General features: G+C 45.8%; 15 protein-coding genes. 3 read left to right on the top strand and 12 right to left on the bottom strand.

Features of this window, described 5'->3' with window-relative positions:
- Positions 1 to 206: 206 nt before the first annotated feature.
- On the bottom strand, positions 207 to 3,488 hold the full coding sequence (locus VIA_RS12115; RefSeq protein WP_004417120.1) for an AraC family transcriptional regulator: 3,282 nt from the start codon (positions 3,486 to 3,488) through the stop codon (positions 207 to 209).
- Between the two features lie 224 nt (positions 3,489 to 3,712).
- Complete coding sequence (znuA, locus tag VIA_RS12110; RefSeq protein WP_004413291.1) at positions 3,713 to 4,591, bottom strand: zinc ABC transporter substrate-binding protein ZnuA; 879 nt, start codon at positions 4,589 to 4,591, stop codon at positions 3,713 to 3,715.
- Positions 4,592 to 4,672: 81 nt separating this feature from the next.
- Here znuA and znuC point away from each other — a divergent pair, with 81 nt between their 5' ends.
- Both znuC and znuB read left to right on the top strand, forming a co-directional pair.
- On the top strand, positions 4,673 to 5,458 hold the full coding sequence (gene znuC / locus VIA_RS12105; protein WP_004413290.1) for a zinc ABC transporter ATP-binding protein ZnuC: 786 nt from the start codon (positions 4,673 to 4,675) through the stop codon (positions 5,456 to 5,458).
- The gene (gene znuB / locus VIA_RS12100) at positions 5,451 to 6,236 is read left to right on the top strand and encodes a zinc ABC transporter permease subunit ZnuB (protein WP_004413289.1); all 786 of its coding nucleotides are present in this window, start codon (positions 5,451 to 5,453) and stop codon (positions 6,234 to 6,236) included. Before znuC ends, znuB begins: the two co-directional genes overlap by 8 nt.
- Before the next feature lie 85 nt (positions 6,237 to 6,321).
- Here the strand turns inward: znuB and purF are convergent, their stop codons facing one another.
- From purF to fabB, 10 genes are all read right to left on the bottom strand, one after another.
- Entirely contained in the window at positions 6,322 to 7,836 is a 1,515-nt protein-coding gene (gene purF, locus VIA_RS12095) for an amidophosphoribosyltransferase (protein ID WP_004413288.1), read from the bottom strand.
- Positions 7,837 to 7,871: 35 nt separating this feature from the next.
- Positions 7,872 to 8,363, bottom strand: coding sequence for a CvpA family protein (locus tag VIA_RS12090; RefSeq protein WP_004413287.1), 492 nt, complete (start codon positions 8,361 to 8,363; stop codon positions 7,872 to 7,874).
- A gap of 63 nt (positions 8,364 to 8,426) precedes the next feature.
- Entirely contained in the window at positions 8,427 to 8,966 is a 540-nt protein-coding gene (locus VIA_RS12085) for an SPOR domain-containing protein (protein WP_004413286.1), read from the bottom strand.
- Entirely contained in the window at positions 8,967 to 10,232 is a 1,266-nt protein-coding gene (folC, locus tag VIA_RS12080; RefSeq protein ID WP_004413285.1) for a bifunctional tetrahydrofolate synthase/dihydrofolate synthase, read from the bottom strand.
- Positions 10,233 to 10,276: 44 nt separating this feature from the next.
- On the bottom strand, positions 10,277 to 11,203 hold the full coding sequence (gene accD, locus VIA_RS12075; RefSeq protein WP_004413284.1) for an acetyl-CoA carboxylase, carboxyltransferase subunit beta: 927 nt from the start codon (positions 11,201 to 11,203) through the stop codon (positions 10,277 to 10,279).
- A 174-nt stretch (positions 11,204 to 11,377) separates the two neighbouring features.
- Positions 11,378 to 12,172, bottom strand: a complete 795-nt coding sequence (gene truA / locus VIA_RS12070) for a tRNA pseudouridine(38-40) synthase TruA (protein ID WP_004413283.1) — start codon at positions 12,170 to 12,172, stop codon at positions 11,378 to 11,380.
- Between the two features lie 94 nt (positions 12,173 to 12,266).
- Positions 12,267 to 17,324 (bottom strand): FimV/HubP family polar landmark protein, encoded by a 5,058-nt coding sequence (locus VIA_RS22015; RefSeq protein ID WP_004413282.1) that lies wholly within the window; start codon positions 17,322 to 17,324, stop codon positions 12,267 to 12,269.
- A 200-nt stretch (positions 17,325 to 17,524) separates the two neighbouring features.
- On the bottom strand, positions 17,525 to 18,538 hold the full coding sequence (locus VIA_RS12060) for an aspartate-semialdehyde dehydrogenase (protein WP_004413281.1): 1,014 nt from the start codon (positions 18,536 to 18,538) through the stop codon (positions 17,525 to 17,527).
- Positions 18,535 to 19,668, bottom strand: coding sequence for a 4-phosphoerythronate dehydrogenase (locus tag VIA_RS12055; protein WP_004413280.1), 1,134 nt, complete (start codon positions 19,666 to 19,668; stop codon positions 18,535 to 18,537). Before VIA_RS12055 ends, VIA_RS12060 begins: the two co-directional genes overlap by 4 nt.
- A 257-nt stretch (positions 19,669 to 19,925) precedes the next feature.
- Positions 19,926 to 21,137: a beta-ketoacyl-ACP synthase I gene (gene fabB, locus VIA_RS12050; RefSeq protein WP_004413279.1), complete on the bottom strand. Its 1,212-nt coding sequence runs from the start codon at positions 21,135 to 21,137 to the stop codon at positions 19,926 to 19,928.
- A gap of 128 nt (positions 21,138 to 21,265) precedes the next feature.
- Here fabB and mnmC point away from each other — a divergent pair, with 128 nt between their 5' ends.
- Positions 21,266 to 23,287 (top strand): bifunctional tRNA (5-methylaminomethyl-2-thiouridine)(34)-methyltransferase MnmC2/FAD-dependent 5-carboxymethylaminomethyl-2-thiouridine(34) oxidoreductase MnmC1, encoded by a 2,022-nt coding sequence (mnmC, locus tag VIA_RS12045; RefSeq protein ID WP_004413278.1) that lies wholly within the window; start codon positions 21,266 to 21,268, stop codon positions 23,285 to 23,287.
- The last annotated feature ends 57 nt before the right edge of the window (positions 23,288 to 23,344 follow it).

The raw sequence follows: 23,344 nt of genomic DNA, 5'->3' as shown, positions 1-23,344 counted from the left end.
CAGCACTCAGCACTCAGCACTCAGCACTCAGCACTCAGCACTCAAGAATAGTCCTACGATTCTCTTTTCAGCATCACTTATTTTCAGTCAGCAAACGAACGCGTAGAACAACGCGATAGCGGCAACAAGGTCTGTCATTGTGTTGTAGCTAGAGAAAGCGCTTATGCGCCTCCACTAACCGGAATATCGATATGGAAAGGGGGAGATTAAAGTCTGTCTTGCTGCTCAACAAATTGAGTTGGAGACATACCAAAGCGGTGTTTAAAGCGCTGACTGAAGTAAGAAGGGTCATTAAAGCCACACTCAAATGCAACTTCTGATACTTTCTCTCCAGCCAATAGACGACGACATGCGTTATCGAGACGGACTTCAGTTAGATACTCAGTAAAGGTTTTCTCGGTCGCTGATTTCAATCGTCGCTGCAAGCTGCGCTCCGAAACAAATAGCAACTTAGCAGCGACTGAGGTACCAAACTCAGCATTGGTGTAATTCTCTTCAACAAGGGCAGTCACTTTTTCTAACCAAGGATCATCATCTTCGAATCCTGGACTTTCTTGATTTGAAGGTGCCGAGACAATTGAATCTTCATCGAAGATATCACTCGCTTGCCACGCGATTTCAATTAAGTTCCTCTCGTTTGAAATATGAGAGGTCATCTCTCCCCCACTCTGCTCAACTAATGAACGCAAACTTTGCAACGTCGAGGTCAGTATTGAATCACTTTCTAACTCTTCACCCTGATCGAGCATGGCGAAAGCAATCAAATCATTTCTGCGAGATAATTGAATAACCACGGTCTGATTTCGATAACAGCGTTTCACAATCCCATCAAACAGCAAATTAAACAGTTCATCTAAGTTAAAGTGCGCCAGACTTACATAAAGATCACTTTCGGCTTCAAGCTCTACGTGGACGCCTGCTTTTACGAACTCTTCTGTCCAGCCACTTAATGCCGATTGAATAATCAAAGTCAGATTGTGAACAGGGAGTGCTTGTCCGTTGGTAGAACGTGTCGATGCAAGCAAATCTAATTCTCTCGACAGTTGCTTCAGTACAGTGTCCGTTTCATCATTCGCACCAAAGGTAGGCAATTTATCTTTCAAGGCATTGACTGACTGCGTGAATATCAGCCTTCTGACCTGCAGTTGTTTTCTCAGTTGCTGGTTATTCGTTAGTAGAATTCGACTTTGATGACGAAGCTGGTTAGTTTTTAGTGCGATTTGCGCTTTTAACTCACGGTTTGCAGCGGACATAATTCTAGAGCGCCAATAAACAGAGGTCACTAGGACCATAACTAACAAAGCGATATAGGCAACAATTGCAGAGTTCGTCATGAACCATGGCTCTGTCACTGTAAATTGATAACTGTTACTTTGTCCCTGAAGCACTCCATTGCGTAACGCTCGTACATCCAATGTATAATGGCCTGGCATTAGATGCTCGATAGTTAACGTCGTGCCATCTAGCGCTTGCCACTCCGTTCCTTCATTAAGTCGATATTCTAAGTGGAGGTTATTGGCTCTTGGCAACACACCAAACTGGAAGGTAATCGATTCTTGATAGCCTAAATTTGGACGCTCTTTTAAAGTGTTACCCAATGAATACAGTGTTTGATCACGCTTAATTTGGCTAAATATCACCTGAATATCAGGTAATCGACTAACCACCAATTCATGGGTGTTCACTTTCACTAGGCTAGAATCCGCGCCAAGTAACAAAGTACGTTGGCTATCATTGCTGTAGCTACAAAGTCCCGGAGAAAACTCATTGTTGATGAGGCCAAACGGCTCTCCATAATGATGTATCAGCTTGCCATCGATACTGTAGCGAGATAAACCTGCCGAAGAGGTTACCCATAGCCCGTCTTGGTTTTGTAACAGACATTTAGGTGTAATATGACCATCCACCATCATAATCGGTTCAGCTTGTTCCAAATATAAGTCAAGCTGGTAGAGACCATAACGACTCGCTACCCACAGTTCATTGTCGGCAGGTTGGATGATATCAATCACCTCGCCATACGGGACGCTTTCACCAACAAAGTGTACTTGCCCATTTTTCAACAGGTAGACCCCGTGTTCTGTACCTAGTGATAAGTATCCCTGCTTAGTCACATGCATATGCGTTAATTGAGCAGGAAGATATTTATCAATCATCCACTCAGAGCCATATTGCGTTAACTTACCGCTCGATAAATGGTAGCTCCAGACTTGTTTTTGGCTAGCACCCCAGACCACATTCTGCTCATCCAACTCGATAAAGCGGACGCTATTTTCTTTCAAAAAGCGCGGCAGTGAGTCATCGATAACTTTACCACTGTCACTATTAATACAGACAATGCCTTGATCCGTTGCTAACCAAAGCACACCGTCATGCTCTTCAATGTCATAGACATCACCTTGGTAGATCAGTGTTCGGCTACCGATATTAGATAAACTCGCCCGATATACCCCACTGTTGGTCAATGCCCAATAGCCATCATGGTTATCTGCTGGGATGAGCTTTTTCAATGTTTCTTTACGTTTATTGAAGGTTAATTGTGCGCTTGGAAAACGTTCAAACTTCTGAGAAAACAGCGAAAAATATCGAACACCTCGATCGGTTGCGACCCAAACTCCACCAACGCCATCATTGAGTAACGAATAGATTTTCTCACCAGAAAGATCGTTACCGGCTAAGAAGCCCTGATCAAAGCGCTTGGTTTCACCGGTTAAAAACGAGTACACAAATAAGCCTTTCTCGGTACCAATCCAATACTCTTGGCTGGTTTCAGTAATACTCAATACGTGACTACCTGCGATACTTTTTATTGGCTTATTTGGTGCGGTGATATCAAAGGTCAATGCACCATTCAATGAACCGATGATCAGCTCTCGGCGCTTTTCGGAAAAATAGAGTTTTTCGACGTAATGCTTACCTGAGCTAGCAACATGCTCGAATTGCCCTTCGCGCGATAGATACACGCCAGCGTTCGTTGCTAGTACCCAACGCGAATAGATAAACTGCGCATCATTAATCAAGATCTTTGAAGACTGGTTATACTGGTAAAGCTCCATCAATGAGAAGGTTTGAAACTCACCATTGTCAACGTTATAGGTGTAGAAGTTGCGCTCATCTGATACCCAGATAAATCGCTTTGAAGCCCCTATTCGCAATATTTCACTGCCCGGTGTAAGACTAAAGATCAGTTCTTTTTCTTGATTGGGGACCGTTCTATATATTTCGTTTTGGAAAAAGGTCCAAAATGCATTATCAAGAAATGCGACTTGTTCGGCTTCGAACTCTAATGCTGAACCGACTTCTGGAGTGATATTTTGCCCATCAAAGAAGAGGACTTGATTACGCACATCTTGGAGCCATATACCTCCACCATCTGCGAGAAAGAGTTGTTTAGCGGCAAAGACCTTTCCCTCAGCCTGAGTTGGCAAGGGATAAAAGACCATAAGTGATGAGTTGGATGCAAAAACATGTACTGGTAGCAGCAACATGAACAACATCCATACTGTTCTAATCAAAAGCTTGTCCTAGCAGCGAAAAAGATAAAACGATAACGGTATTGGAGCCTAATAATGGCCCTCTATTATTTTGTGATAATAATTATCTAGTAATTGCGCAGATTAACAAGTGAGGGTTATCAATTAATGGTGACTTTTTAAAGGACTTCACAAGATAGGAATAAGCCAAAGGTAAGTTTACCTTTGGCTTGGCAAAATTATTGACCTAGGCACTGACTAAAGCTGTCAGCGAGGTTTTGCTTAAACTGGAAATACCCACCAGCAACAACGTCTATGTCCGCACCAATTGGGTCTAGCACACCCGTCTTTGCTTGGCTACCACGCGTTACAGATTCAACAACTGCTGGTGTAAACTGAGGTTCTGAAAATACGCACTGAGCATTTTGATTTTTTAACGCTTTACGAATCGCAATCAAAGTCTTTGCACCTGGCTTTCTATCTGGACTCACCGTGAAATAGCCTAAGTGGTTCAACGGGAAGTCCTGCTCAAAATAGCCGTAGGCATCATGAAATACGTAATAGCCTGCATCGGCGACTGGTGCAAGCTGCGCTTTAATCTGATCTTGTTGCTGTGTTAATTTCGCCTCAAATTCAGCGAGATTAGTTTGGTATTGAGCTTTATGCTCAGAATCAACTTCAGAAAGGCGCTCAGTAATTGCTTGTGCTACTTGTAAGGTAGGCTTATAACCAAGCCAAAAGTGGGGGTCATGACTGCCGTGATCATGCCCGTCGTGATCGTGGTGACCACCGTCATATTCGCGCAACTCAAGGCCTTGAATATCGCTAAGCGTTAATACGTTGTGCTGATTTCCCAACACTTTGGTTAGAAACGGTTCAAGATCGCTGCCATACCAAACAACAAGATCAGCAGTACGTAGACGTTTTACGTCCGAAGGTTTTAACGCGTAGTCATGAGGCGACGCGTTTGAAGCCACTAACACTTCGGGTTCAGACACGCCTTGAGTAAGTTCAAGGGTAATCAATTGGATCGGTTTGATACTGGTTAAAATGGTTGCTGCATGAGCAAATGAAGAACTAACAAGCATAAGGGCACATGCGGAAATAAAACGTTTCATAGCGAACAAAATTACACTCTGGTTTAACGGACCAACAAATGTTACATTATAACACTAAGCAATTGCAAATGAGTTCCATTCATGTCGGCACTAGTCGAGTTAAGCGACATCTGCGTTCAATTTGATGAACGAAAAGTACTAGATAGAGTCAATCTATCTCTCCAGCGCGGAAAAATCACAACCCTGATTGGCCCAAATGGAGCAGGTAAATCAACACTGGTTAAGGTGCTATTAGGCCTGCAACGACGTTACAGTGGCAAGGTCACCAAAACGAAAGGGTTAAAGGTTGGTTATGTACCACAAAAACTCAAACTGAATGACTCACTGCCTCTAAATGTAGAGCGTTTTCTGTGCCTAGCCGGAAAATACAGTCAACAAGAGCTGCATGATGCGTTGAAGTTAGTCGGGGCTGAACATCTCCTTGCAAACAATATGCATGCTTTGTCCGGGGGCGAAAACCAACGTGTACTTATCGCTCGTGCATTATTGCAGCGTCCTGATCTACTCGTTCTCGACGAACCAGCACAGGGCGTTGACGTTCAGGGCCAAATTGATCTCTATGAGCTTATCGATACCATTCGTCACCGCTTTAATTGTGCAGTATTTATGGTTTCGCATGACTTACATCTGGTGATGGCAAAAACAGATGATGTTATTTGTCTCCACCATCATATTTGCTGCTCTGGCGCACCTGCCGATATTGCGCAGCACCCAAGCTATATTGCCCTATTTGGCCATACTCACCAGCAATCGTTGGCTTTTTATCACCACCAACATGACCATCATCATCACGACTTAGCTGGCCAACCCGTCTCTGGCGAAGGGTCACAATGTTCTCATCACTCTCACGGACATCATCATGATTGAGTTTCTACTACCGTCTATTCTTGCAGGCCTTGGTATTGCAGCGATTGCCGGACCTTTAGGCTCTTTTGTTGTCTGGCGTCGTATGGCCTATTTTGGCGATACACTAGCGCATGCTTCTCTTATGGGCTTAGCACTTGGTTTACTGCTTGATATCAATCTCTATCTCGCCCTAACTGTCTGCTGCTTAGCGTTAGCCATTCTTCTGGTAACGTTACAAAAACAGCAAGTCGTCGCTACCGACACTTTACTCGGTATTCTTGCCCACAGTGCATTATCTTTGGGTTTAGTCGCGGTTAGCTTTTTAGACAATGTCCGTATTGACCTAATGAGTTACCTATTTGGTGACCTTCTCGCGGTTACCCCTGAAGACCTGGTCTATATCTACCTTGGCGTTGTGGTTGTTGCGGCTGTATTGGGCTTTTTCTGGCGTTCGCTGCTATCGACAACCGTCAATGAAGACTTAGCCGCCGTCGAAGGACACAATGTTGATTTGATGCGTCTGGTGCTAATGCTGATGGTCGGCTTAGTTATCGCAATTGGTATGAAATTTGTGGGCGCTCTAATTATGACCTCACTACTGATCATTCCTGCTGCAACAGCGCGTCGTTTTGCCAAGGCGCCCGAGCAAATGGCCCTATTTGCATCACTTATTGGCGCTATTGCTGTATTACTTGGCCTTTCAATGTCATGGCACTATGACACCCCTGCGGGCCCTTCAGTGGTGATTAGTGCGACCGCTATGTTTATGCTCAGCCAGCTGTATCGAGTTAAGAGTTAGCAACACAACATTTGTTACCATCTTCCGAGAACGAAAAAAGCCGACGCGATTACGTCGGCTTTTTCGTATCTTTAGCAGAGAAAGCTTAGGCGCCTTCGTTATGAAGCTCTAAGTTAGCTAACTCTTGCTGAATTTCACGCTGTACTTTGGCATCATCGCTACGCAGCGATTCAAGGAAGTCTAAGTATTTTTGGTCGATATCACCAGTGACGTACTCACCGTTGAATACTGATGTTTCAAACTTAGCAATATCCGAGTTACCTAGACCTACCGCATCAACCAGATCTTCTAGCGTTTGGAAGATAAGCTCGTCAGCGCCAATTTGTTTACAGATAGCGTCGTTGTCACGACCGTGCGCAATCAGTTCCGTTGCACTTGGCATGTCGATTCCATAAACGTTCGGGAAACGAATTTCAGGGGCAGCGGATACCATGAAGACCTTCTTCGCACCAGCATCACGAGCCATTTCAATGATCTGTTCAGAAGTAGTACCACGAACAATAGAGTCATCAACCAGTAATACGTTCTTATCTTTAAACTCAGAACGAATCGCATTGAGCTTACGACGCACTGATTTCTTACGCTGCTGCTGCCCTGGCATAATGAAAGTACGACCAACATAGCGGTTCTTCACGAAGCCTTGGCGGTATGGTTTGTCGATGGCTTGAGCAATTTGCAGCGCAATATCACAAGAGGTTTCTGGAATTGGGATCACTACGTCGATATCTAGATGGCTAAATTCATCACGAATGCGGTCACCCAGTTTCTTACCCATTTCAACGCGTGCACTGTACACCGAGATTTTATCGATGAAAGAGTCAGGGCGAGCAAAGTATACAAACTCAAAAATACATGGGTTTAACGTTGGATTATCAGCACATTGCATAGTATGAAGCTGACCATCGAATGTCGCATAGATGGCTTCGCCAGGTGCAACATCACGGACAAAATCAAAACCAACCGCATCCAATGCCACCGACTCAGATGCCACCATGTACTCCGTCGCACCATTGATTTCACGCTTACCTAGGCATAGAGGGCGAATGCCTTTAGGATCGCGGAACGCAACCATACCATGACCAATGATCATTGCTGTAACCGCGTAAGCACCTTTGATAGCACGGTGTACATTGGTGACTGCGCGGAACACATCATCAGCGGTCACGTTACCTTTAACGGTGTCAATTTCATGAGCCAGTACGTTTAGCAGTACTTCTGAGTCAGATGTCGTGTTTAAGTGACGGCGATCTTTCTCAAATAACTTTTCGCGCACTTCTGCAGCGTTAGTTAGGTTACCGTTGTGTGCCAGTGTGATACCAAATGGAGAGTTCACATAGAAAGGCTGTGCTTCAGAAGCGCTTGAGCTCCCTGCTGTCGGGTAGCGCACGTGGCCAATACCCACTGTACCTTGTAGGCGTTGCATGTGTTTTGCTTCGAACACATCTTTCACTAAACCGTTCGCCTTACGCAGACGAAAACGATTGCTTTCTATGGTACAAATACCCGCGGCATCTTGGCCACGGTGCTGCAATACCGTCAACGCATCATAGATAGACTGGTTTACAGGCGTAGTGCCCACGATTCCAACAATACCACACATGTCTTAACCCTCGATTTTCGACAATGACTGGCGCGTTATAGCGCGCCAGATAAGAAACTAGATGTTGCTTGTAAGTGTTCAAAGAAAGGTGCAATGACGCGGCTAAACTCCGGCACCAATTGTGAACCTTTCCACCACTGTGAGTCTGGAAACGATGTAAACGCATCCATAAAAAATAGCGCGGCAGAAACGATAAGAACACCACGCAAGCCGCCGAACACGACACCGAGTACTCTATCGGTTCCTGACAAACCTGTTTTCTCTACTAATTGAGCAATAACGTAATTTACGATTGCTCCGACAATTAGTGTTGCAATAAACAAGGCTGCTATCGCGGCTCCGTTGCGAAACATCTCATCTTCAATATTGGTGAAGTACACCGCTAACTTAGCGTAGTACTGACTGGCGATAAAAAAAGCGCCAAACCAAATAACTAATGACAAGGCTTCCTTCGCGAAACCGCGAACTAAACTGATCAAAGCGGATAGCCCGATCACACCTAAAATGACGATATCTAATGTATTCATTTTCTACTTACATCTTAAGTTGGCGCGCATTTTAACAGAAAAAACGCTGACGCAAACGTTTTCTTATGGATTTAGTGGTTTAAATTTAATCAATTGACCTTTTGAACCGGTAATTTTTTCCAATTCAACAATCTGACGTTCTAATTTACTCTTTGACACATCTGGGCCAATTATTACTCGTGTGAAGCCGTTCTCAGGTTTGGTGTGAGCTTGGTATCCACGCTTTTGTAAATCCTTGACCAGATTCTTCGCATTGTCGGCATTTTTAAGTGCCATCAACTGAACAATCCAAGCAGTATCTTGATATTCATTACGCTCAGGGACTTCTTTAACCACCACAGGTAGCGGTTTATCTTCTGCTACCGACTGATCGTCTATATCAACTACTTCTACCGGGGTATCCGGCAAACTACTTGAATCGTCCACAGGATCGAGAACTTCAAAGCTTTCTAATTCACTATCAAGCTCTGGCTTTAACGGAATGCTCGCGATCTCTTCTTTGTAATGGGTTTTCTTCCCATCCAAAACATCGGGCAAAACAATCACACCGATTGCCACCAAAATAATGGTGCCAACCAGACGATTTTGAAACTTACTTGCCATTTAAACTCCTTTCTTTTGCCAATGCTCCAGCACTTCCCCTACGGTATGGAAGGAGCCCACAACAAGAATGACATCTTCTGCCTTCGCATTTGTCATTGCAGCTTCAAAAGCCTCAACGGGCGTAGAGAATTGCTGCGTCGCTTGCGGAAGAAACTGACAAAGCTCTTCGGCTTTAGCCGCTCTTGGGCCAGAGAGAGATGCTGGATACCAATTTGATGCAACTGGCGCTAATGCTTCAAGCGTCGATTGGATGTCTTTATCGTGCAGCATGGCAACCACAGTGTGAATCGCCTTGCTTGGGTACTGCTTCGCCACACGTTCAACAAGATATTGCGCAGAATGAGGGTTATGTGCGACATCAAGTAGAATGGTTGGCTCTGAGCTAATAATCTGCATGCGGCCCGGTAGCTTAGCATTTTGCAAACCTTTAACGATATTTACATCCGAGATATCAAGGTTCGATGTCCCTAGTGCCATTAAAGCGGTGGCCGCGTTTTGCAAAGGTAGCCCCGGTACTGGAAGACTATCTAACTCATAACAGCCATGAACCCAACGCCAGGTACTATCGTCGACAAGTTCATAGTTGTATTGAATACCCACTTGATACAGCTCAGCACCGATATCATCAGCATGTGCAGCTACCGTCGCAGGTGCTTTTGGCTGCCCACAGATGGCCGGTCTATCGCTACGATAGATACCTGCTTTTTCGAAACCAATGACATTGATGTCGTCCCCTAGCCAATCAACATGATCGATAGCCAAGCTAGTAATGACAGAGACATCGTGATCAACAACATTGGTCGCATCTAAGCGGCCACCTAAGCCGACTTCCAATAGAACAACGTCGACGTTCTCAGTTTGGAACAAACGTAACGCCGCTAGCGTGCCGTACTCAAAAAAACTGAGGCTAATCTCACCACGCTGCTTTTCAATATAATCGAAAGCTTCGGCGTGTTTCTCATCAGCGAGATCTTGGCCGTTAATACGAACACGTTCGTTATATCGGATTAAATGGGGAGAGCTATACACACCAACTGAATAGCCAGCATCAAGCAGGATCGCTTCCATTAAGGCACAAGTCGAGCCTTTGCCGTTTGTACCAGCGACAGTAATCACTGTAGGAGCAGGTTTGGTAAGATTTGCTGATTTAGCAACAGCTTGAACACGATCTAGACCAAGGTCGATCGCAGAAGTATGGATGTTTGTTAAATAATCAAGCCACATCGCTAGTGGTGATGTGGCTTGGGGAATTTGGGTTTGACTCATCTAACTTTAACCAATGAATTGTGGTTGCCTGTTAGTAAGTTACTTTACCCTTTTTCGCTCGCTTCTGGTACAGAATAAGCAGCTTCATTTGGCGAATCGTCGACTGAAACCACCAATGGTGATGGTTTATTGTTCATCTTCGCCATTAGGCTACCGATACGCTGACGCATTTCGCGGCGATCAACGATCATATCAATCGCACCGTGATCTAATAAGAACTCACTGCGTTGGAAACCTTCTGGTAGATCTTCACGTACCGTTTGCTCAATAACACGACGACCTGCAAAACCGATTAGTGCTTTAGGCTCACCGATATTAATGTCACCTAGCATAGCTAGACTTGCAGATACACCACCCATTGTTGGGTCTGTCATTACCGAGATAAATGGTAGACCTTTCGCAGACATACGCTCTAGCGCTGCACTGGTTTTTGCCATTTGCATTAGAGACATTAATGCCTCTTGCATACGTGCACCACCACTTGCAGAGAAACACACAAGACCACAATTCGCTTCCATTGCTGCTTCTGCTGCACGAACGAAACGTGCACCAACAACAGAGCCCATTGAACCACCCATGAATGAGAAGTCAAATGCACAAGCAACGATAGGCTGACCTAACAGTTCACCTTTCATTACCACAAGGGCATCTTTCTCACCGCTGCTCTTTTGAGCCGCAGAGATACGGTCTTTGTATTTCTTAGAATCTTTGAACTTCAGCTTATCTTGTGGCTCAAGCTCGTCCGCGATTTCAACGCGATTATTTTCATCTAGGAATGTCTCAAGACGACGACGCGCCTTCATTCGCATGTGATGGTCACATTTCGGACATACTTCTAGGTTACGCTCTAGTTCAGCGTGGTAAAGCACTTGCTCACATGAAGTACATTTAGTCCAAACCCCTTCAGGGATAGACGCTTTACGTGAACTAACGATGTTGCTTTTTTCTAAAATCTTTTCAAGCCAACTCATGGAAGACCTTTTCTCTCTACTCCTTCGCGATCGCGAAGGATACAAATTCTGAATTTACGCGTGAGGATTAAAGCATATTAAATGCCAAGTGTAGACAAAAAACTGGTTGTACCTATTTCTTGAAGGAAATTCTCACGCACTAAAGCTCTGATTCTTTCGACAATTTACCACGGTTTAGTTCAAGTTGTCTGGCAAAAAAAGTGGCCCAATCGGCACTCTTGGCAATTCGAATTCATCAGGGTAATCAACATCAACTAAATACAGGCCTTCAGCCTTAGCTGTTGCCCCTGCTAGCTTGCGATCTTTTACCGCTAGCAGCTCCGCAATCCACTCAGGCTGTTGTTCACCACGACCGACACAAATTAAGCTACCGGTGATATTACGTACCATATGGTGAACAAAGGCATTGGCCTTGATATCAATGACAACATACTGATTATGACGAGTTACATTGATGTGCATCATATTGCGCCACGGACTGCGTGACTGACAATGGGTTGCTCTAAACGACGTAAAATCATTCTCACCTAGTAGGTATTGAGCTGCTTGGTGCATCTTTTTCTCGTCGAGTTCACCATGATAGTGACTGACACCAGAAGATAAGATCCCCGGACGTAGGGCGCTGTTGAAGATAATGTATCGGTAACGGCGTGCAGTTGCAGAAAAGCGCGCATGAAACTCTTCAGGGACTTCTTTCGCCCAACGGACAGCGATATCATCAGGTAAGTTCGCGTTAGCACCCATCGTCCATGCAACCATTTTACGCGTTGCTGTCGTATCAAAATGGACAACTTGACCAGTGCCATGCACACCCGCATCAGTGCGGCCAGCACATTGAACTTCTATCGGTTGATTTGCTACAACGCTCAGTGCACGTTCTAGTTTCTCTTGAACGCTCTTAACTTCTCTTTGGCGCTGCCAGCCATAGTATTGAGTACCATTGTATTCGATACCTAAAGCAATTCTCATTAGATGTTCTCGCAGGGTTGTTGAGCTAAAAATGGGGCGGGAAGTATATACCAAAAAGTAAGGGGGCTAAACTGCCCCCTTATATTCGATTTAGTTAGGATTTGTCGATTACGTCGATAAGGTTTTTCGCTTCGCGGCGAATGTCATCATTGCCATCAACGATTGCCTCTTCAAGTAGCTTCCTAGCGCCTTGAGCGTCATTCATCTCTAGGTATATTTTTGCCAGGTCGAGCTTCCCAGCCGCCTCTGAATTCGCATCAACGTCGTCCCCCGAGCCGATATCACCAATCACATCAGGGAAATCATTCAGACCGACGTCTAGTTTAAGCTCCTCATCGATTTCTTGAGCTTCTTCTGACTCAACCTCTGCCATCAACTCGTCGATAGTGCGGTACTTGTTTTCTTGAGGGTTAAACTCATCCAAGTCTGGCTGGTCTTCCCAATTTTCATCCAAGATCTGTGCTTGTTCTGGCTGGTTGTCATTCGACCAGACGTCTTGCTCATCTTCAGGGATATCATCAGGGATCTCCGCTTGTTGATCCGGTGACAAACTGAAACCATTCCAGTCTTCACCAATTTCAAGCATGGCGTCGATATCCATACCGGCACTATCTGAGGTCGTCTCATCAATTGGCGTATCAAACGAGAAGCTCGCAGACTGAGTATCATCTTCAGACAATAACTCATCAAACGTCGACTCATTAAACTCTTGACGCTGCATCTTAAGATCATCTGACTCGTCTTGAATGTTCTCTGATGGAATTTCTCCCAATTCAGGCAACTCGACAGGATCAAGCTCAAAGTCATCATTCTCTTCGCTTAGCTCTTCTGCCAGTGGCTCTAAGTCTAACAGTGCGTCTTCTTCATTGTATTCAGGCAGTTCGAGGTCATCGAGTTCTAGTGATGACTCTTCCTTTTGAGGCTCTGGTATCTCCAGTTCTGGCTCAGCGATAGCATCTGCTAGTGCGTCTTCTTCGCCGTATTCAGGCAGCTCAAGGTCATCGAGTTCTAACGATGATTCTTCTACTTGAGGCTCTGGCATCTCCAGTTCTGGCTCAGCGATAGCATCTGCTAGTGCCTCTTCTTCGCTGTATTCAGGTAGCTCAAGGTCATCGAGTTCTAATGATGATTCTTCCGCTTGAGGCTCTGGCATCTCCAGCTCTGGTTCAGCGATAGCATCTGCTAGTGCGTCTTCTTCGCTGTATTCAGGCAGCTCAAGGTCATCGAGTTCTAGTGATGATTCGTCAGCCTGAGGCTCTGGCATCTCCAGTTCTGGTTCAGCAGTAGCGTCTGCAAGTGCGTCTTCTTCGCTGTATTCAGGCAGCTCAAGGTCATCAAGCTCTAACGATGATTCTTCCGCTTGAGGCTCTGGCATCTCCAGCTCTGGCTCAGCGATAGCATCTGCTAGTGCGTCTTCTTCGCTGTATTCAGGCAGCTCTATGTCATCAAGCTCTAACGATGATTCTTCCGCTTGAGGCTCTGGCATCTCCAGCTCTGGCTCAGCGGTAGCGTCTGCAAGTGCGTCTTCTTCGCTGTATTCAGGCAGCTCAAGGTCATCAAGCTCTAACGATGATTCTTCCGCTTGAGGCTCTGGCATCTCCAGTTCTGGTTCAGCGATAGCATCTGCTAGTGCGTCTTCTTCGCTGTATTCAGGCAGTTCAAGGTCATCGAGTTCTAACGACGATTCTTCTGCTTGAGGCTCTGGCATCTCCAGCTCTGGCTCAGCGATAGCATCTGCTAGTGCGTCTTCTTCGCTGTATTCAGGCAGCTCTATGTCATCAAGCTCTAACGATGATTCTTCCGCTTGAGGCTCTGGCATCTCCAGTTCTGGCTCAGCGATAGCATCTGCTAGTGCCTCTTCTTCGCTGTATTCAGGCAGCTCAAGGTCATCGAGTTCTAACGATGATTCTTCTGCTTGAGGCTCTGGCATCTCCAGTTCTGGCTCAGCGATGGCATCCGTTAGTGCGTCTTCTTCGCTGTATTCAGGTAGCTCAAGGTCATCGAGTTCTAATGATGATTCTTCCGCTTGAGGCTCTGGTATCTCCAGTTCTGGTCCAGCGATAGCATCTGCTAGTGCGTCTTCTTCGCTGTATTCAGGCAGTTCAAGGTCATCGAGTTCTAATGATGATTCTTCCGCTTGAGGCTCTGGTATCTCCAGTTCTGGTTCAGCGATAGCATCTTCAATTTCAGCTTCTGGCTGAGATAGTTCCGGCTCATCAATTACCCAGTCTTCATCTTGTGGTGTGCCAAATTCATTTGGAATAGCTTCAGGCATTGGCGGTTGAGGTTCTTCCTCCACCACTGACTCAGGAGCTTCAGGAGCTTCAGGAGCTTCAGGAGCTTCAGGAGCTTCAGGAGCTTCAGGAGCTTCAGGAGCTTCAGGAGCTTCAGGAGCTTCAGGAGCTTCAGGAGCTTCAGGAGCTTCAGGAGCTTCATTAGATGGTGCTTGGCTACGTTCTTGTTGTGCAAGCAAATCTTCTTCAACAATTTCCGCTTGCTCAGCACCAGACTCAGAGATCGCCTCATCTAACTCGGCAGTTGGCTTTTCTTCAACGAAATCTGCTGACGCTGCGTCAGTCTGATTTTCGACCTCATCAACGATAGAGTCCAACCAATCGTCTTCATCTTCAATATCATCCACACCATCAGAGAGTGTTTCATCAGAAGGCATTGCTTCTGGAGCAACATCTAGCTGTTCATCAATGTTTGGTTGTTCAGCTTCGGCTGCGAAATCCTGTTCGAAATCAGGATTTTCAACTTCATCAATCGCTGACGTTAACCAATCATCTTCTTCTGGCTCTGGCTCTGGCTCTGGCTCTGGCTCTGGCTCTGGCTCTGCAATGCTCTCTTCTAGACTATCGATGTCAAGGTTAGCAGTTGGCTCCAACTCAACATCATCACCTTCATCTAAATTAATTTCTTCGAGTAAAGGATCCGCTTCCGGCGCTGCGCTTAACATATCGTCGATAAAGTCTTCACTCGAAAAGTCTTTATCGCTATCTGCAAGGTCTAGTGCCTCTTCAGAGATTGGCTCTGGTTGCGGAGTTTCCAATTCAGCTTGTTCAGTGCTCTGCTTTTCGATATCAAGCAACTCTTCAAACAGATCGGTACTATCGTCACCAAGCTCTGCCGTTTCAGCGTTTTCTAGCTGAGAATCAACAACCTCATCCAATAAACCGGCATCATCACCTAATTCAATCGGTTCTGGCTGCTCTGCGCCAATCAAATCGTCGAGTTCAGCTTCTAAGTCAAATTCACTATTGTCATCAGAATCCGTCACAAACTCGTCAAGCAGCTCGGTACTCTCTTGATCTAGCTCTTCATCAGCAGTAATCAATTCATCAAACAGATCATCACTGCTCTCTTCTGTTGATGAAAGGCTATCTAAACTTTCTTCTGCTACGAGCTCATCAAGTAGGTCAGTGCTGTCTGAACTGATATCGACACTATCATCCTCAAGCATCTCATCAAGTAGCGCAGTTTCATCTATCGAGTTGGCTTCTAAAGACTCTAAATCGGCTTGCGCATCCATTTGAGCGAAGATGTCATCAATGTCACTATCAGATGCAATACCCAGATCCGATGTCGAGTCGTCAGACTCATCACTTAAATCAAAGCTATCTTCATCTTCGTCTAACAAGCTATCGATATCTAAACCATCGCTAGAAGCGTCATCTTGAGCATCGTTGAACAGGTCATCAAGCAGTGCTTGATCTAACTCATCGGTACCCAGCTCTTCGGTAACTTCGTCGCCTGCAAGAAGGGAGTCAAAATCATCTTGTGACAGCTCACCTTCATCGGAGAGATCAAACGCTTCTTCATCGTCATCCGTATCGATCACGACTTCATCCAACGCACGCTCCATCTCTTCTAGACCAAGCGCTTTGTCGTCACCATTGACACTAATGCCACTCGAACCAAGATCGGCGTCAGCAAGTGACTCATCAAGATCACCGTCATCCCCGATTCCGGCAAATGGGTCATCACCATCTTCGCCTTCAAGGTTGAAATCTAGATCGCCATCATCAAGATCAGCAAAGACATCATCGGACTCTTCCTCTGTCAGCTCTGAGTCGTCACCAAATAGCATTTCGCTATCGTCATCGGACTCACCAAACAGATCGTCATCGAGCAACAAGTCATCGTCGATATCTTCGTTGAGCGTGTCTGGAGCTATTGGTGCAACTGGTGGTGGTGCTTGCTGTTCAACTGGATCTACTGCTGGTTGTTCTTCCTGTTTGGAGCGACGACCTAACAGCATCATGACGAGAAGGCCAATCAAAAGACCTGGAATAATTGCCAGAGCCGCAACTAGCCAAGTATTAGAGAAAAGCTGTTCTAGCGCAGATGGTGCTAACTTTTGCTCTTCGGCTAAACGTTGACGCTCTTCTTCAAGCAGTTTTTCCACTTCATCACGGATGCGGTTTTCATCACTCAGTTCATCTTTTAGTACGTCGACTTCCGACTGAACATTAGCCAGCATTAAACGCAGCTTGTGGTTTTTCTCTTCAAGTGCAACGAGCTCGGTTTCAGATACTTCTAACTGATTTTCTAAACTTTTAACTTGTTGCTGTTTCTCGTTTTTAGCGATCGCTTGCAAATCACTCTTTGGTGATTGTTCTACTTTTGGCTCAGTCGTCGCTGGCTGAGTATTGGTCGTGTTTTGAGCTGGGCTAACCTCAGGTTTAGCCACTGTTGGCGTAGTTGATGTCGCTGGTGTTACTTTACCTAGACGCGCTTGATGCGCAGCCATCACGCGAACCGCCTCTTGTGTGCTAGCGCTGCTTACTTGCTCTAAAGATGGGATACGAATTGTACTTTGTGGAATCAATTCGTGAATATTCTGGTTTTCAAACGCTTGAGGGTTGAGCTGGAAAATGGCGTAAAGCGTTTGCTGAACGGTCACACTATTTGAAGGTCGCAACTGAGTTGCAATGCCCCAAAGTGTTTCTTGGCTAGTCGTCGGACCGTAAAAGCGCGAAGGTTCATCTGTCACGCGCGCATTACGAGAGAGTGGCTCTGAGAACTGGGGAGACGATTGAATCTCTCCATTCGGCCCTTTAAGACGAATGCTCTCTGCATTAACGATAGAAGTTTGAGTCACGGCAACCACTGCTAACGGCAGAAGTAGACGCTGTAAAAGTCGACGCATATAAGGCTCAGCTATGTGCTCAATTAAATTAAAGACAATGATCTGTTAAATATATCGGATAAACCCACCAAAACTATAGGTGTAGAGGCAAAAAATGTGTGTCTAGCGCCATAATCGCATTAATCTCACACTAATTTTCTCATTTCGATTAAAAAAGCCTCACACTATGGCGAGGCTTTAAGAGTCAAATAACGCGAGGTTTAGTAGTAATCGCGAATCAGTACTTCTGCGATTTGAACCGCATTAGTTGCTGCGCCTTTGCGTACGTTGTCGGCAACTACCCATAGATTCACGCCGCTATGATGACTAATATCATTGCGAATACGACCTACCATTACGTGGTCTTTACCACCCGCATCACGAACTTGAGTTGGGAAGTCATCACCCTGGAAAACTTCAACGCCTTCCGTATTCTCAAGCAAGTTAATTACTTCTTGAGCGTCGATTGGCGCACAAGTTTCTAGGTGAACCGCTTCTGCGTGGCCGTAGAATACAGGAACACGAACACAGGTCGGATTTACTGTGATGCCTGGGTCGTTAAAGATTTTCTGAGTTTCCCACACCATTTTCATCTCTTCACGGGTGTAGCCGTTTTCCATGAATTGGTCGATTTGCGGAATACAGTTAAAGGCGATTTGCTGCGAGAACGCTTCTGTTTCTGCTGGCATACCGTTAAGCAGCTTAGCCGTTTGGCCCGCTAATTCATCAACACCCGCTTTGCCCGCACCTGACACTGACTGATAGGTTGAAACGTTGATACGCTCGATACCCACCGCATCATGAATCGGCTTCAGTGCAACCACCATTTGAATAGTTGAACAGTTAGGGTTAGCAATGATGTTGCGGTTACGGAACTCAGCAATGGCCTCAGGGTTAACTTCAGGTACAACCAAAGGAATATCGTATTCGTAGCGGAACTGTGAGGTGTTATCAATCACGATAACGCCTTCATCTGCCGCAATAGGAGCCCACTTCGCAGATAGCTCACCACCAGCTGAGAACAGTGCAATATGCACTTGAGACCAATCAAACTCTTCGACGTTTTGTACGCGTACCGTTTTGCCATTAAAACGGTATGTCTTACCTTCACTACGCTCACTCGCAAGTAGGTAAAGCTCTCCAACAGGGAATTTGCGCTCTTGTAGAACTTCAAGAATTGTTTCGCCTACTGCACCAGTAGCACCTAAAACAGCAACATTGTATTGTTGGCTCATTGACTTACCTCAACCTGAAAACCTAATTTTTCTAGTGGTGATAACTGACATGTGTTGTCACCGACTAATGTGACTGCACTGTACTCACGACGGTCCCAGTAATTTTTACGCATCAGGTCAAAAGAACCTGGCTTACTGATCTCTCGGCGGAATAAGGCGTCATCTTTACGCACATCATAGACTAGCTGCGTGATATTGTGCAGCGTCGCTTCATCCCACTCACGATCCAGTACTAATTGAGGCACTGGCGCGGTAGGTAGCAGGTCACTGGCGTGCGCACGTAATTCGTTATCTAAAAACTCACAGTAGCTATTAAATATCATCGTCGTACCGCGAGCTTTGCCCTCTAAACCGTATCCGGCTACATGAGGGGTTGCGAATGCTAGCAGAGGCAGAAGCTCCATATCAACCTCTGGCTCAAATTCAAATACATCTAGTGCCGCAATAAAGCCATCATTCTTCTGTAAACGCACCTTAAGCGCGCTATTGTCTACAACTGGGCCACGTGCCGCGTTAATTAGAATCTGGTCACTGCGTAGGTTATTAAGCACAGATTCATTGATTAAGTGATGCGTTGGGTAATCACCATCGCGGGTAATTGGCGTATGAAGAGTAATGATGTCAGCTTGTTCAAGTAGTGTTTCAAGCTCAGTGAAGGTGCGAGTGTCCCCTTCCTCTTGCTTGATAGGGTCATTGATTAGCACCTTGATACCAACACCAGCCAAACATTGCTGTAAGTAGCTTCCCACTTGGCCAGCACCAATAATCCCCACTGTCTTATCAAAGACAGAGAAGCCATGCTGCTGCGCTAAAACCATCATCACACTAAACGCATACTCGGCAACACCGACTTTGTTACAGCCCGGCGCGGCGGTGAAAAAGATGCCTTTCTCTTTCAACAATGCTTGGTCGACATGATCCATTCCTGCTGTAGCCGTTCCGACAAACTTAAGTTTGTTGGCCTTTTCGATTAGCTGAGCATTCACTTTCGTCACCGAACGAATCATCAGTGCATCAACGTCAACAAGATCGTCTGCAGTCAGAGTACGTCCGGATTTTAGTACCACCTCACCTAGCTGGCTAAAAAGCTGCTCAGCGTAAGGCATGTTTTCATCGATTAGGATTTTCATGTCTTTGTATATTTGAATTGCAATTGAGTTGATTGTGCAGAAAAGGCTCGTCACTGTCGAGGTATTAATGCTTGCCAAATAGCAGATAGAAAAATGCCCGGCATAATAGCCGGGCAATAGTCCAGAACAAAAGGATCTTAACCCGCTCTCCATGGGTTAAAGTCTGCGTCTGTCAGATTAGCCTTTATCACTAAAGGTTAATCAGCTCTGGAAACTGGATTGCAAATGCGAGCCAAAGGCATGCACTGCAAATTCAGTTAGCCTTGGTACTTCTTGATAACTAGCGTAGCGTTTGTGCCACCAAAACCAAAACTGTTCGACATAACGGTCGTTAGCTCTGCATCACGCTTTTCAGTCACGATGTCTAGGCCTGCAGCCGCTTCGTCTAGGTTCGCTACGTTAATGCTTGGTGCGATAAAACCGTTATCTAGCATTAGTGTAGAGTAAATTGCTTCATGAACACCTGCCGCACCTAGAGCGTGACCAGTCATCGCTTTCGTTGCAGAAATTGCAGGGCTGTTGCTACCGAATAGCTCTTGGATAGCACCAAGCTCTTTCACGTCACCCACAGGAGTAGATGTACCGTGTGTGTTTACGTAGTCGATGCTATCAACATCTTGCATCGCCATCTTCATACAACGCACCGCGCCTTCACCAGAAGGAGCAACCATGTCGTAGCCATCAGATGTTGCGCCGTAACCTACGATCTCACCGTAAATTTTCGCGCCACGAGCTAAAGCGTGCTCTAGTTCTTCGATAACTAGCATGCCGCCGCCACCAGAGATTACAAAACCGTCACGGTCTGCATCGTAAGTACGTGATGCTTTTTCTGGAGTCTCGTTGTACTTAGTAGAAAGTGCGCCCATTGCATCAAACATCATAGTTTGAGACCAATCTAGCTCTTCACCACCACCAGCGAAAACGATGTCTTGCTTACCAAGTTGGATAAGCTCCATTGCGTGACCGATACAGTGTGCAGAGGTTGCACAAGCTGAACTCATCGAGTAGTTCACACCACGGATTTTAAATGGCGTTGCTAGACACGCTGATACTGTTGAAGACATCGTACGTGGCACCATGTAAGGGCCAACACGCTTAACGCCTTTTGCACGCATGGTATCAGTCGCAACAGTTTGGTTTAGTGCAGAAGCACCACCAGAACCCGCAACGATACCAGTACGGTCGTTAGACACTTGCTCGTCAGTTAGGCCAGCGTCTTCAATTGCTTGCTGCATTGATAGGTATGCATACGCAGCCGCATCACCCATAAAGCGCATCTGTTTACGGTCAATATGCTCTGCTGGGTTAATCTTTAGATCACCCCAAACCTGTGAACGAAGACCGTGTTCTTTAAACTGCTCAGACGCAGTAATACCAGATTTACCTTCTTTTAGAGACGCTAAAACTTCTTCGACGTTGTTACCGATACTTGAAACAATACCCATACCGGTGATTACGACTCGTTTCATTATGACATTCCTATAATTCAAAAATCCGCTAGATAATAACTAAGATAGCGGGGAAAAGTGGTCAGCTTTCCCTTAAAACCGTACAATTACCACAATATTATCGTTTCTATTTACATATTTCCGACACTATGACCACAATTACCAACGCTCAACTAGGCTGGAACGAAGCTGGAACCCCAGTTTCTGACCAGTTTGACGACGTCTACTTTTCAAACGTCAACGGTCTTGAAGAGACTCGCTACGTCTTTCTTCATCAGAATCATCTGCCTGAAAGATGGCAAACATATGACCAAAGACGCTTTGTTATCGCGGAAACAGGCTTTGGTACCGGACTCAACTTTCTTGCCGTTTGGCAATGGTTCGATCGTTTCAAGCAGCAAAACCCAGATGCCGCCTTACAAGAGTTGCACTTTGTTAGCTTTGAGAAGTACCCACTAAGCCAGCAAGATTTAGTTAAAGCACATGATGCTTGGCCAGAGCTGGCTGAATACGCCAAAAAGCTACAAGCCCACTACCCAATTGCGGTACCTGAATGTCACCGTATCGTACTTGAAAATGGAGCGATTACACTCGACCTGTGGTTTGGTGATATTAAAGATTGTATGCCAAAAGTGCCGGTCCCGGAACAAGGTTTAGTGGATGCTTGGTTCCTAGATGGGTTTGCACCGAGCAAAAACCCTGAAATGTGGAACCAGAATCTCTTCAACGGTATGGCCACATTAGCCAAACAAGAGTGTACTTGTGCGACGTTTACCGCCGCAGGCTTTGTTCGTCGTGGTCTGATTGAAGCGGGCTTTGAGATGAAGAAGGTCAAAGGCTTTGGCACTAAACGTGACATGATTGCTGGCCATTTACCAGACAAGAAACCCGACTCGAACTTCAAACCTTGGTTCCACCGTAGCGCAAGTCGCTCAAGTGAGTCTATTGCGATTATTGGTGGTGGCGTTGCCAGTGCTACATTAGCCAAAACGTTGACTCGACGCGGCAAGCAGGTGACGCTTTATTGCCAAGATGATGCGCCTGCACAAGGCGCGTCTGGCAACCGACAAGGCGCAGTCTACCCGCTGTTAAATGGGGCTCATGAAGGCGTATCGCGCGTGTTTGCTCCAGCGTTCTTATTTGCGCGCCAATTCGTTGCACAAGCAGCCGAAACTGTTAAGTTCGATCATGATTGGTGTGGCGTCACACAATTGATGTGGAATGAGGATGCAGAAACTAAGCTGGAGAAGATGCTGACCGGTGACTTCGACTCACACTTGATTCACCGCCTTGACGCGTCGCAAACTAGCGAGAAAATTGGCTTACCTATTGATATGCCAAGCGTGCATTACCCTCTTGGTGGGTGGTTATGTCCTGCGCAACTCACTCAAGGCTTAATTGACGAGTTAAGTAGTACGACCCATTTCAACGCCGTCTTTAATACCAAAATTGAACGTATGAAGTGGAATGACGAAGCATCGAACTGGACGTTATCCAGCGCTCAAACAGACTTTATCCATGACACTGTCATTGTGGCAAATGGCCATCAATTTGCAGAACTAGCGCAGACATCAGGCATTCCGCTTGGGCAAGTCAAAGGACAAGTGAGCCATATTCCGACTACCGATGATCTAAAAAAGCTTAAGACCGTCCTCTGTTACGACGGCTATATGACCCCAGAGAATCCAAACAATGGTCATCATTGTATTGGCGCAAGCTACGACCGCTCTCATCTGGACAATGTTTTTGACCCGGTCGCTCAGCAAGAGAACGGCGACAAACTGCGTAAATGTGTGCCAAACCAAACTTGGCCACAGCAAGTTGATACTTCTGGTGAACTTTCTCGCCAAGGGATTCGCTGCGTGAGCCGAGACCATCTGCCGTTCGTTGGCAATGTCGGTGAATTTAGTACGATTAAACAAGAGTATGCAGAACTGCATAAGAAAAAGCCGGCACAAAATGCGATTAACGTTCCGAGTCAACCAAATCTATTCTGTATGCTAGGCCTTGGTTCTCGCGGTTTGAGTTCAGCACCACTGCTAGCAGAAGTTTTGGCATCTCAAATTTGTGGCGATCCACTGCCATTGCCTGTTGACGTGTTAGAGCAACTGCACCCTAGCCGAATGTGGGTTAGAAAGTTGCGTAAAGGCAAAGCCATCACTGAAATTTAAGTCTCCACAAAATAAAACGCCTTCATCAATGATGAAGGCGTTTTCAAATCTATACTT

The organism is Vibrio orientalis CIP 102891 = ATCC 33934 (assembly GCF_000176235.1).
Classification (GTDB): Bacteria; Pseudomonadota; Gammaproteobacteria; order Enterobacterales; family Vibrionaceae; genus Vibrio; species Vibrio orientalis.
This window is presented reverse-complemented; position numbering and strand designations above follow the sequence as displayed.